The organism is Nocardia sp. NPDC004711 (assembly GCF_053601595.1).
On record NZ_JBSGCB010000120.1, the window covers coordinates 1 to 11,089 of the forward strand.

At 67.0% G+C, this 11,089-nt stretch carries 14 protein-coding genes; 4 read left to right on the plus strand and 10 right to left on the minus strand.

Translation table 11 applies throughout. From position 1 onward, the window contains the following. Positions 1-91: 91 nt before the first annotated feature. Together ACWEKS_RS47605 and ACWEKS_RS47610 are read right to left on the minus strand one after the other, a co-directional pair. The gene (locus ACWEKS_RS47605) at positions 92-1,069 is read right to left on the minus strand and encodes a zinc-binding dehydrogenase (protein WP_452346305.1); all 978 of its coding nucleotides are present in this window, start codon (positions 1,067-1,069) and stop codon (positions 92-94) included. 90 nt (positions 1,070-1,159) lie between these two features. Continuing rightward, on the minus strand, positions 1,160-1,750 hold the full coding sequence (locus tag ACWEKS_RS47610; RefSeq protein ID WP_452346306.1) for a TetR/AcrR family transcriptional regulator: 591 nt from the start codon (positions 1,748-1,750) through the stop codon (positions 1,160-1,162). A 172-nt stretch (positions 1,751-1,922) separates the two neighbouring features. On the opposite strand from ACWEKS_RS47610, the gene ACWEKS_RS47615 reads away from it, so the two are divergent. Further along, positions 1,923-3,419 carry a cytochrome P450 gene (locus ACWEKS_RS47615; protein WP_452346307.1) on the plus strand — a complete coding sequence of 499 codons (1,497 nt, stop codon included), beginning with the start codon at positions 1,923-1,925 and terminating at the stop codon, positions 3,417-3,419. Here ACWEKS_RS47615 and ACWEKS_RS47620 read toward each other — a convergent pair whose 3' ends face one another. The 4 genes from ACWEKS_RS47620 to ACWEKS_RS47635 form a co-directional block, all read right to left on the minus strand. Further along, positions 3,420-4,421, minus strand: a complete 1,002-nt coding sequence (locus tag ACWEKS_RS47620) for an AraC-like ligand-binding domain-containing protein (RefSeq protein WP_452346308.1) — start codon at positions 4,419-4,421, stop codon at positions 3,420-3,422. 131 nt (positions 4,422-4,552) lie between these two features. Beyond that, the gene (locus ACWEKS_RS47625; protein WP_452346309.1) at positions 4,553-5,488 is read right to left on the minus strand and encodes a hypothetical protein; all 936 of its coding nucleotides are present in this window, start codon (positions 5,486-5,488) and stop codon (positions 4,553-4,555) included. 308 nt (positions 5,489-5,796) lie between these two features. Beyond that, positions 5,797-6,813: a GAF domain-containing protein gene (locus tag ACWEKS_RS47630; protein ID WP_452346310.1), complete on the minus strand. Its 1,017-nt coding sequence runs from the start codon at positions 6,811-6,813 to the stop codon at positions 5,797-5,799. Positions 6,814-6,827: 14 nt separating this feature from the next. Continuing rightward, positions 6,828-7,643, minus strand: coding sequence for an SDR family NAD(P)-dependent oxidoreductase (locus ACWEKS_RS47635; RefSeq protein WP_452346311.1), 816 nt, complete (start codon positions 7,641-7,643; stop codon positions 6,828-6,830). A 155-nt stretch (positions 7,644-7,798) separates the two neighbouring features. Here ACWEKS_RS47635 and ACWEKS_RS47640 point away from each other — a divergent pair, with 155 nt between their 5' ends. Both ACWEKS_RS47640 and ACWEKS_RS47645 read left to right on the plus strand, forming a co-directional pair. Further along, entirely contained in the window at positions 7,799-8,263 is a 465-nt protein-coding gene (locus ACWEKS_RS47640; RefSeq protein ID WP_452346312.1) for a cupin domain-containing protein, read from the plus strand. Positions 8,264-8,396: 133 nt separating this feature from the next. After that, the gene (locus ACWEKS_RS47645) at positions 8,397-9,140 is read left to right on the plus strand and encodes an SDR family NAD(P)-dependent oxidoreductase (protein WP_452346313.1); all 744 of its coding nucleotides are present in this window, start codon (positions 8,397-8,399) and stop codon (positions 9,138-9,140) included. Positions 9,141-9,261: 121 nt separating this feature from the next. Here ACWEKS_RS47645 and ACWEKS_RS47650 read toward each other — a convergent pair whose 3' ends face one another. The 4 genes from ACWEKS_RS47650 to ACWEKS_RS47665 form a co-directional block, all read right to left on the minus strand. Continuing rightward, positions 9,262-9,600 carry a DUF6968 family protein gene (locus ACWEKS_RS47650; protein WP_452346314.1) on the minus strand — a complete coding sequence of 113 codons (339 nt, stop codon included), beginning with the start codon at positions 9,598-9,600 and terminating at the stop codon, positions 9,262-9,264. Positions 9,601-9,610: 10 nt separating this feature from the next. Beyond that, the gene (locus ACWEKS_RS47655) at positions 9,611-9,907 is read right to left on the minus strand and encodes a hypothetical protein (RefSeq protein WP_452346315.1); all 297 of its coding nucleotides are present in this window, start codon (positions 9,905-9,907) and stop codon (positions 9,611-9,613) included. Positions 9,908-10,049: 142 nt separating this feature from the next. Then, on the minus strand, positions 10,050-10,346 hold the full coding sequence (locus ACWEKS_RS47660; protein ID WP_452346316.1) for a MarR family transcriptional regulator: 297 nt from the start codon (positions 10,344-10,346) through the stop codon (positions 10,050-10,052). Further along, positions 10,343-10,654, minus strand: a complete 312-nt coding sequence (locus ACWEKS_RS47665; RefSeq protein WP_452346317.1) for a hypothetical protein — start codon at positions 10,652-10,654, stop codon at positions 10,343-10,345. The genes ACWEKS_RS47660 and ACWEKS_RS47665 overlap by 4 nt, the downstream gene beginning before the upstream one ends. 164 nt (positions 10,655-10,818) lie before the next feature. On the opposite strand from ACWEKS_RS47665, the gene ACWEKS_RS47670 reads away from it, so the two are divergent. Further along, positions 10,819-11,089, plus strand: a 271-nt coding sequence (locus tag ACWEKS_RS47670; RefSeq protein ID WP_452346318.1) for a helix-turn-helix domain-containing protein, incomplete at its 3' end; no start/stop codon positions are given.

Sequence of the window (11,089 nt, forward strand, 5' to 3'; positions counted from 1 at the left end):
GGTCACGCTGGCGACGACGCCGCCAGCATCAAGCCCGGTCATCGCACTACCGACGGCGCGGCCACCCAATCACCTGAGTGCAGTTGCAGTACTAGCCGACGGCAACCGTCATCTTGCCGCCGGCGGTCCCGGACTCCATCACCTCGTGCGCCCGCACGATCTCGCCGAAGGTGAAGGTGCGCACCGGTTTCGCGTGGTACACACCGGCTTCGGCCTTGGCGACGAGGTCCGCGAGCGGGACCGCCGAGAGCGGGAATCCGGGCGTCCCGAGGACGAAGCTGCCGAAGAAGGACAGCTGGACTCCACTGGGCAGGTCGGCGATCGGGTTGAACTCGGGCACGGGGGCCAGGCCGCCGAGGAATCCGGCCTGGCAGACGCGCCCGCGCGGTCGCACGGTCGCGACCGAATCACGCAGGACGGAGTTTCCGACCAGGTCCAGCAGGGCGTCGACGACGAATCCGGCCGCGCGCACGCGCTCCGACAGATTGCCGTCCTCCGTGAGAACCACTGCGGCACCGATCTTTTCGAGCATCGCCGCATTGGCCTGCGATCGGGTGGTGGCGATGACCGTGGCCCCGAGGTCGGCGGCGATGTTCACCGCCGCCTGTCCCAGTGCCGAGGTCGCGCCGCGCACCAGCACCGTCTCACCGTCCGTGACGGCGAGATTGTCGCGCAGCGTGGTCCACGCGGTGGCGTAGACCTCCGGGACGGCGGCGAGATCGGTCCAGGCCAGAGCCGTGTCGACCGCCACGACATTGTCCGCGGGCACGGTGACCAGCTCGGCGTAGGAGCCATTGCGGGTGCGGCCCATGCCACCCATGATCGCCACGACCGGGGTCCCAGGGGCCAGCTTGCCCGAAGGGTCGGCAGCGACGACGCCCGCGGCTTCGATACCGGTCACCTGGGCGACATCGCCCCACTGCCCCGACCGCATGTAGGTTTCCGCATGGTTGAGCCCGAAAGCCTTGACCTCGACCAGGATTTCACCCGCGTCCGGTACCGGATCGGGCAGTTCGGTCACGGTGAGCACCTCGGGCGCACCGTAGTGGGAGATGATGATCGCCTTCATGACATACCTTCATTCTTGAGTGAGTGTTCAAATATTGGTGGGAAAAGGGGGCCGTCCACAAAGACGGCCCTGCAACGGTTTTCGCCGCGCCTAACCGGGCGACAGCCCGGCGAAGGCATTGTCGACGATCGCGCGCAACACCGGCTCGTCGGGATTGGCCTTGCCGACCACCATCAGCCCCTGCGATGTAGCCACCAAGCCCTTCGCAACGGTGACGGGATCGACGTTCGATCGGACCTCCTTGCGACGCACGGCATTCCGCAATGCGTCCCGCATCCGATCCTCCAGCCGCGCCAGATGCCCGCGCACCACGGCAGCGGCCGCGTCATCGGTGGCGGCGTTCTCGATGGCGGTGTTCACCAGCAGGCAACCCATCCGCCCCTCCGGTGAGAGCAGGTCGGCCACCAGCCCGTCGAAGTAGCCGCGCACCTGCGCCAGGGACGCGTTCGGATCATCGAGTTCGCCCAATTTCCGGGGCACGATCAGGTCCGAGTAGCGCCGCAGCGAGGCCAGGAACAGCGCGTGCTTGCCGCCCGGGAAGGCGCTGTACAGGCTGCCGGGTTTCACGCCGGTCGCCTTGACCAGGTCCTCCACCGAGGTGGCCCGATACCCGCGCTCCCAGAAGCGGCGCATGGCGGCATCCACCACGTCATCGGGTTCGAATTCGCGAGTGCGGGCCATAGGCACACAGTACTTGAATGGTTGTTCAAGAATCAAGGGCGCAGCCGTGACCGATCCCGCGACCCGGCGGACACGGATACACCACATCGCCTGCGCGAACTCCTACTCCCCAGTAGCATTCGAGCGTAAGCCCTACGGGGCGAACGACTTTCGATCGCACGGGATGGTCCCCATGACAGCACCGGCCACAGGAAGCACCGAACTCCACCCGCCGCGGTGGCAGCCCGCACCCATGCGCTGGCACAACACGCCGGTCACCTGGGGGCAGTCCTGGCGGCTGGCGCTGGGACTGCCCGGGCGGATCCGGGAGCGCACCATCATGCAGTACCTGGCGGCCGAGCTGCCGGGTCAGGACGATGTGCTGATCGCCCGCCTGCCGATGGCGAAGTATGTCGTCGTGCGCAGTCCGGAGCTGGTCCGGCACGTGCTGATCGCCAATCACGAGAACTATGTGCGCGGCGCCGAATTCGACATGCTCGCCGTGGTTTTCGGCCAGGGCCTGGTGACCCAGCGCGACGATCGCCTCTACTACCGCAACAAACGCCTGGTGCAGCCGATCTTCGCGCGCAGCGCCATCGACCAGTTCGATGTGCCCATGGTCGAGGCGGCCCAGGAGACGGCCCGGCGGCTGCGGGCGGCCGGGGCGCCGGTCGACGTCGGCGTGGAGATGACCCGCCTCATGCTGGATATCGTGGCGCGCACCATGTTCGGCACCGACCTGGACGGGCCCATCTCCAAGATCAAGCTCGAGCGGCTGCTCAAGTTCTTCGGCGTGGGCGTGGTCACCAATGTGAGCCGGACGCTGCGGCCGCTGTCCATGTGGCTGGTGCGCCGCACCGAGAAGCCCGAGAAGCAGGCGGGCTCACGGATTCCGATCCGGGCTCTCCGCGCCTTCTCCTGGATGGTGGCCCCGCACATCATGTTCGAGCTGCACGGCATCGAGAAGGCCGTGGCCGGAATCATTTCCGATCATCGCGAGGGCCGCCTCACCCGCAAGGACAATCTGCTCGGCCTGCTGATGGCGGCCACCGATCCCGAGACCGGGCACAGCTACACCGATCTCGAAATCCGGGACGAGCTCATGACATTCATCGGGGCGGGCATGGAGACCTCGGCCACCGCGCTGACCTGGGTGTGGAAGCTGCTCGCCGACCACCCCGAGGTCCGGCAGCGCCTCCACGAGGAGCTCGACACCGTGCTCGGCGGGCGCGCTCCCACCGCCGCCGACGTGGACAAGCTGGTGTGGACCAGGGCCGTCTTCCTGGAGACGATGCGGCTGTACCCGCCGATCATGGCCTTCAGCAAGGTGGCGCTGGGCGAGGACGTGCTGGCGGGCTATCGCATCAAGCGCGGCACCACCATCATGATCAGCATGCACGGGGTGCACGGCAATCCGCGGGTCTGGGATCGAGCGGGCGAGTTCGATCCGACGCGCTATCTGCCGGAGAACATGACCCGGGCGCATCGGGAGGCGTCGCTGGCGTTCGGGGCGGGCAAGCGGATCTGCATCGCGCAGAACTTCGCGACCATGGAGGTGGTGCTGTCGATCGCCACCATCGCTCAGCAGCTGGATCTGCGGATCGCCACCAGCGAGCCCATCCGGCCGCAGCTTTCGTTCATCGGCGCGCCCGACAAGCCGCTGCTCATGCAGGCCGTGACCCGGGACTGATCAGCGGGTGCGGGCGGCGCCTCCGGTCGCCCGATAGGCGGCCGGGGTCATGCCCAGCTCGATGCGGAAGGCGCGGTAGAACTGCCGTTCGGTGGCGAAGCCGGAGTTGTGGGCGACGGCGGTGACGGGGAGATCCGGTCGGGCGGTGAGCAATCCGCAGGAGTACTCGATTCGCATCCGGCGCAGCAGGGTCGCCGGGCCCTCCTCGAATTGTTCGAGGACGCGGTACAGGGTCCGGCGTGACACCCCGCAACCGGCCGCGATGCCGTCGACCGTGAGGCGCGGATCGCGGCAGTGCCGTCGCATGAATTCCATGACCTGCCTTCGGCTCAGCGTCTCCGCCGGCTCTCCCCGGACCGTCCGACCGATGGTCAGGGAGATGGCCGAGGCCAGCAGGTCCACCGCCGAACCGGCCAGGACGGCTGCCTGTTCGGGTGCGGTGTTCTGCAAATCGGTCAGGTCGCGGAGGAAGCCGGTGACCACGCCGGCCGGACTGCGCTGCGCCACGGCGGTCGCGGTCGGGATCTCGCGCGGGGTGATCGCGGCCCGCTGCCGCAACCGGCTCAGCGGCACCTGTACCGCCGCCATCTCCCAATCCCCCTCGAACTCCCAGTGATACGGCCGCGTGCTGTCGTAGAAGACCATCTCTCCCGGCCCGACCTCGGCGACCCGGCCGTCCTGATGCAGCCAGCCGCGGCCGGTGAGCTGAATGCTGGTGTGCAGGAACTCGTCATCGGTGCGGGCGATCAGGGTCCGGGTGCGGTCCACCCGCTGCCGGGTGGCCCCCAGTTGCGACAACTCCACATCGCCGTAGGTTCCGTGCACGATCCACCCCGTGAACCGCTCCGAAGTTCGCGGCGAAACCGCAAGCGGCACATAGGCTTCACTGAGCCCCGCCTCCCACTGCTCGAACACCCGGCCCGAGTATTCCCCGTCCCCTCCCCGGACCTCGATCCGCCGAACCCCCGACAACCCGACCACTCCGAACTCACCCGACACCACGATCAGTACCCACCCAGTCTTTCACGTCCCACACGGGCAGGTATGAAGCGAGCCAACGCCTTCGACCGCATCGGCACCTGTACGCGGCGCCGGCTGTCACCGACCCGATCGAACGCGATCGGATCGAGCTGTCACGCGGCAGTGGTCTTCTCGGCCGCGGCGATCCGGCTGGCGGATCGAGCCAGTGCGGCCCAGTGCCGGGCCTGCTGGGAGGCCAGTTCGGCGACCAGGGCGGCGCAGTACGGCGGGAGATCATCGGCCAGGTCCGCCCAGGCCACGGGATCCGCGGGCAGCTCGTCGAACAGGCGTAGTAGTTGCCTGCCGGATTCGGTGCGGGTCAGCGCCGGGTCCGAGCGCAGATTCCACAGTGCGCGAGCGGGATACGACAGGTCTTTCGCGGCAGCCCCGGGACCGGCCTGGGGACGCTCGTCGCGGATTCGCTCGGGGTGACACCGGCGCGGCGGTGGCGCGGGAGCCGCGAGTGCGCGCCGGGTGAGGTGGCGGCCGGGGCGCGCCGCCGACCGCTTCCGGACCGCGGCGATGGTCCGTTCCGGCAGGCCGATCACCTCGGCCAGCTTGCGGTCGGACCAGTCGGGGTAGAACGAGAGCGCCTGTTCGGCCGCGGCTTTGCGGTCGGCCGCGGACAGGGGCAGGCCGTGCCTGCTGTTCAGCCGGACCGCGAGCAGCAGGGCCTGCCCGTCGTCACCGTCGAAGTAGACCGCGTCGATCCACTGGGACCCGCTGCAGATTGCCGCGCGCACGCGATGGGCGCCGTCGATGACCGTCATGCGCGATCGGTGCACGACGATCGGCGGCAGGGCCGCGGCGACCTCCGACAGCGCCGTGACATGCCGGGAGTTCTCGCCGGATTGCCGGATCGTGGTGTCGATGTGCAAGCGGTCCAGCGGAATTCGCACGATATCCGTGGGATTTGGCTCCAGCAGTGGAAAATTCACGTCCAGGCGTGGCCGCGCGTAGTTCTCCCCCACTCGGACCGCCCGGGTGACGATCCACTGCCAGATGCGGCCGCGCGGGTGCACCCACCACGCGTATGTCGGTCCGAGCACTGCGTCGCCTCCCAACGCCGAGCAGCCCCGATTCCCGGAGCACTCCACGAGCGTTCCCGGGCAGGGCTTTCCTACGACGCGACAAGCGGCATCACAGGGATCACCGGCAAGATTCCCGCTCACGCGGGTGCGTGTACGCGGCAGTGTATCGAGGCTCACACAGTGTGATCAATTGAGCAAATCGTGTGCCTGCCTGCGTATTTACTGGCGAAACACGCTGACCTGGAGCAGCAGTCCGGGACCGATTCGGACGGTGTTAGATACACAACAAACATTGCCACTGGTCTGTTTGCTGGCGGTCGGGCGACCTAGTCCACGTCCGGCATATCCGGATCCCGGACGGTGACCAGCGCGGCCGTCGTGTGCTGGTCCAGCGCCATGAGCACGGCCCGGACCCGCACCGATTTCCAGCCCCCGTCGAGCGTCCGGAGCCGCAGCCGCCCGGCGGTGCGGGAGTGAGCGAGGTTGCGGCTCATGGTCTTCGCCGTCTCGATATCGTCCGGGTGGATGGCCGGCTCCGGTTCGCCCGCCAGCGACTGCCAGGCGATGCCCGGCATGGGCGGACCCATCCAGCGCAGCAGCCGCAGGGTGCGCAGGTCGACAATGGCCCGGAAATCACCCTCCGCGGCGGCCGCGTCGAGCACCCGGTGTTCGAGGATCACCGGCGGCGGTGCCGCGCTGACGTCGGTGGCATCACCGATGTCATGGGTGACCCCGCGCATGAACACCTCGGAATTCCCATCGACATCGGTCTCCTCGATGATGCGGCACGAGAAGTGTGCCGCCCGCAAGGCGCCGTCGTCGCGGCGGACCGTCCACACCGCCTGATGCTCGGTGCCCGGCGCCGACCGGACCACCTTGGCCAGGGCGTCGGACTCGTCGCTATTGGTGATGACGCGGGCGAACACGCCGGCGATGGCGTGCTCGCGCGCCCGATTCTCGGGTGCGACACCGTAGAGGTCCAGCAGATCGTCCGAGCGCGTGGACTTCGAGGTGGACAGGTTGAAGTACCACGCCCCCACCGGATCTCGCGGCGGCACCGTCTCCTCCACCGGCCCCGACCACACCAGCACAGCGTGCATGCGCTCCGGGGTGATCAGCAGCGGCGCGGTGAGAGTCCGACGGCGGCCGCCGTCGCTCATGACCTCCACCGGCGCGAGCGCCTCCGCGGTCGCCGCCACCGCCCCGCGGATGGTCGCCAGCGTCTCACGCTGCCGGAAGATCTGCGTCAGCGGCACGAACTTCCTTGGCGCACCGCCCAGTCCGATGACGGTCGGCTCCCCGCCGCCGAACGTCTCTATCAACAGCCATCGTGTACCGGCCATCGTGTCTTCCCCTTTTATCCCCTGATCACGAGCCGAATCAGCTTCTCGTACTGCCCGCCTGCCACCCTGGCGGCGACTTCGGCAAGGATCGCGTCGGGTCCTATCAGTACACGACTCTTCCCCCGCGCGACACCACGCAGAATCACCTGCGCCGCAACGCCGGGATCGGTGCGGGCCACATACCGGTCGAACCGCTGCGCCGCCCGCTCCGCGTCCACCCCCGCCGCCGCCAACGCCGACCAGGCGATCCCGGTCTTCACCCCACCCGGAAACACGCAGCTGACAGCAACATTCGGCTGTCCACGCAACTCCGACCGGAGCGACTCGGTGAAGCCGCGAATCGCGAACTTGGCCGCCGTGTAGGGCGCGGACCCGCCGAGCCCGATCAACCCGTACGCCGAGGAGAGATTCGCGATCCGCCCCGCGGGCGACTTCACCACATACGGCAGGAAGGCTTTCGTACTCACCACGGTCGCACCGAAATTCGCCCGCATCACCGCCTCGAAGTCGCCCGGCTCGGACTCGGCCACCCCGCCATAGAAAAGCTTCCCCGCATTGTTGATCAACACATCCACTCCCCCGAGCCGCCCGACCACCTCGGCCGCAACCTCCCCCATCCGCTCCGGATCCGCGACATCGGCCACCATCCCCACCACTTCCCCATCCCCACCCCTGACCATCCCCGCCGTCTCCCCCAGCGCCCCTTCATTCGTGTCCAACAGCACCACCGACGCCCCCTCCCGCCCCAGCCGCACCGCCAGCTCCCGCCCGATCCCGGCCCCCGCCCCGGTAACCACAGCAACCCGACCCGCATAGAAACTACGATCCATACCCGTGAGTCTGCACAGACCACTGGCATCCCGCGAGACATGTTCCGCGCCAACCCATCCGATCTCCACGCCGGTCCATCGACATGTCGTAACGTCGGGACAAGATCGCAGCAGAGACGTCAACGCTGCCCTGCGGCAACCGCTCGAGTCGAAAGATGGTGCTGAACATGGCAATACCCGGCGACGTGCTCACTATCCCCGGAACCGATTTCACGTTGCGGTTCATTACCACCGGGGAGGAAACGGGCGGTCAGCTGCTCGTGACCGAGTGGTCCACGCCGATCTGGAGCGGTCCACCGGCACACTGGCACAAGTCGATGACCGAGTCCTTTCACGTGCTGGCCGGAGTCATGACCTTCACCCTCAACGGCGTCACCCGATCCCTGAGAGCCGGCGACAGCGTCACCATCAACCCTGGCGAGCACCACGACTTCAGCAACGACGGACCCGGCATCCTGCGCTGGCGCCAAGAGAACCGGCCCGCGCTCCAGCATGAGGAACTGTTCGAGCTGTTCCACGCCATCATGTTGCGCGAGGGCATATCCGGTGCGCCGCAGATGGGAGAAGCCGTTCGCTTGTTCCGGTATCTGGACGGAGGAATCAGTAGAAGCCAGAGCTGACTGCCTCAGCGCCCTCGTCCCCGACTGTCACGAGCTCTCCGGCAAATACCTCCGCGCCTTGCCGGACTCCGATGGCTCGCGCCACATGAAGTAGTTTCAGCCCGAATACGATTCATCAATCAGGGGAGGAACGATGACGCGACGCGCGATCGTCACCGGCGGCGGTACCGGAATCGGGAAGGCAGTGGCACGACGCCTGGCCAGCGACGGTGTGTCGGTGACCATCATCGGACGCCGGCCAACCGTGCTGGAAGCCACCGCCAAGGAGATCAACACCGGCATCGGGGCCGACCGCGTCACCACCGCGACCGCCGACCTCACCGCACCCGATCAGGTCCAGTCCCTTGCCGGACAGATCGCGGCAGACGGGTTTGTCGACATTCTGGTCAACAACGCGGGCGGTAACCCCGCGCACACACCCGGCGACCTGGACGGCCTCGCGGCCGCCTACACCAACGCTTTCCAGCTGAACGTGCTCACCGCGGTACTGCTGACCGAAGCGCTGATCCCACACATGACCCGCCCCGGCGGCCGAATCGTGTCGGTGAGCTCGATCGCCGCACTACGCGGAGCAGGCCCCTACGGGGCCGCGAAAGCCGCCCTCCACGGCTGGGCATTGGGCCTCGCACAACAGCTCGCCCCACAAGGCATCACTGTCAACACCGTCGCCCCCGGCTTCGTCCCCGCCACCGAATTCTGGACCGACCGGCTCACACCGGAACTCGAAGCCGACCGAATCTCCCAAATCCCCCTCGGCCGCGCCGGCACACCCGACGAAATCGCCGCAGGCATCGCCCACCTCACCTCCCCCGAGGCCGGCTGGACCACCGGCCAGATCCTCCAGATCAACGGCGGAGCACTCCTCGGCCGCGGCTGAAAGGCGCTGCCACACCCCCAGATCGTTCCATTTGCCGGTTCGAACGGAACGATTCACAAACGCGCGCAAGAACTCCCCAGCAGCAGCGCTGGGGAAGTTCGTCAATCGACGACGCGATTTGTCAGCCCCGCTTCAATGTCATCTCCGGGCCACCACCACCGAGTGGCCATGACAGTGGCCCAGGCTCGGCATCCAGCTGGACCGACAGCATGAGCAGGGCGGACTGCAAGGCGTCCATCGAGTCCACGCCGGACGCGACGTTCTCGCGCGGCGACTCGTCGATTCCGGTGGTTCGGATCGGGCACAACCAGACGTTGCGCACCCCGACGTCCGGGTGGCGGCGCGGCGCTCCGACTTCCACGAGCACCCGCCCGTTCGGGCCCTCCAGTTCGCGACTGGCGATCGGCTGCCCGAACGGCCCACAGTCCCGTCCGATGTCGAAACGCTTCGGTGTCGTCATGACAGCCAACCTATTCGTTGAAGTCATCCGGGCGTCCGGTAACGCGCGCATCGAACCCGAGTGGTTTGAGCAGTTCACATAGACACGGCGACGTGGTGTCGATATCGCCTTTCAGGCACTTCGCGTACCAGTCCATTACGACCTTCTTGCACTGGACCACCTTTGATGAATCGTCGATGAACCGAGCAAGGCATTCGTTTTGCAGCTCCTCCTGCCTGGAATCGCACCAGTCCTTGGACGGGGCCGCATACACGGTGGCCGGGGACAGCGCGAACCACACGGATGTCGCTGCGACGAAGATCAGCATAACGCGAATTATCTTGTGGAGCATAGATTTTCCCATTCGGATGGTTTCGGACCCGCATGAGGGGCGATCGACTCCGGCCAACAGACCATCGCGGGCCGGGCATGGCTGCGCCTCCTCTCGATATCGGTGTTCTCGAAGTCCGTCACGACTGCTGGACATGGACTCGACCGTCCGCGAAATCCCGAGCAACGAAGTAGGTCGGCGTCGTGGTCTGCCCACCGCCTTTGGCGGTCCACAGCACCCGGCCCTCACGGGTGAGCTGCCAACCCCCACACGGCCCGCTCTCGACGAGTCCACGCGCCCTCAGCCGGTGGACTGCCCGTCGGGTAGCAGCGGGGGTGAGTTTCACGTCGACCGCGAGTTCAGCGACGGTGAGCTGGTTGCTGGCGTCTGCGAGAACCCCGATCATGCGGTAGTCGGTCAGTCCCATCGGTGTCATGCGGGGCATCCGTGCACCCCACCGAAGTAGCGCGCGAATGTCTCACGGGGGCATGCGCTTTCGACATCGACCAGGCGCAAGAGCTGGTCGAGGGTGAGCACGTCGAGGTGCAGCGTGGACGGGACCAACACTGCGTCTACGTCGGCAGTGCGGACTTGATCGACAAATGGCACTGGTGTGCGGTCCGACGTCCAGGCCAGGACGTAGCCCAGACGTCGGGCCAGTCGACGTAGCTGTGCCTGGTCCCATTCCGGCGCGGTGCTCACATCGGGGTCGATCCATCCCAGCGCTGTAGGCCGGTATCGCATGATTCGCCCTCCTTGGTTGCCGGCAATCCGCCGCGAGGGAGTTGGTTCGCGGAACGATCGACCTCGTGGCGGGGTCAGAGCTAGCCTGGCAGTGCAACCAGGGGAAACTGTCCCGCAGCGGGACACATGCCGGAACGTCCCGTAAGCACTCGCGAGGAATGCGCATGAGCGAAGACCGGAGCTACGACGAGGGCAGATATGTGGGCCGACAGGTCCGTCTCATCCGAGCGCGCCGAGGTATCTCGCAACAGGTGCTGGCCGAACGGGTGGGAGTTTCTCGCGGTGCGATTGCGAAGTACGAAAACGGAGAGCGCCCTGTTGATTCCCGTCGTTCTCTACTTGAGGTTCCCCCCAAATGGTGGGCAGGGGGCTTATGCGCTGTCAGGCAGCCGCGTGGAGTGACTTCTCGAAATTGTCGGGGCTTTGCATCCCGAT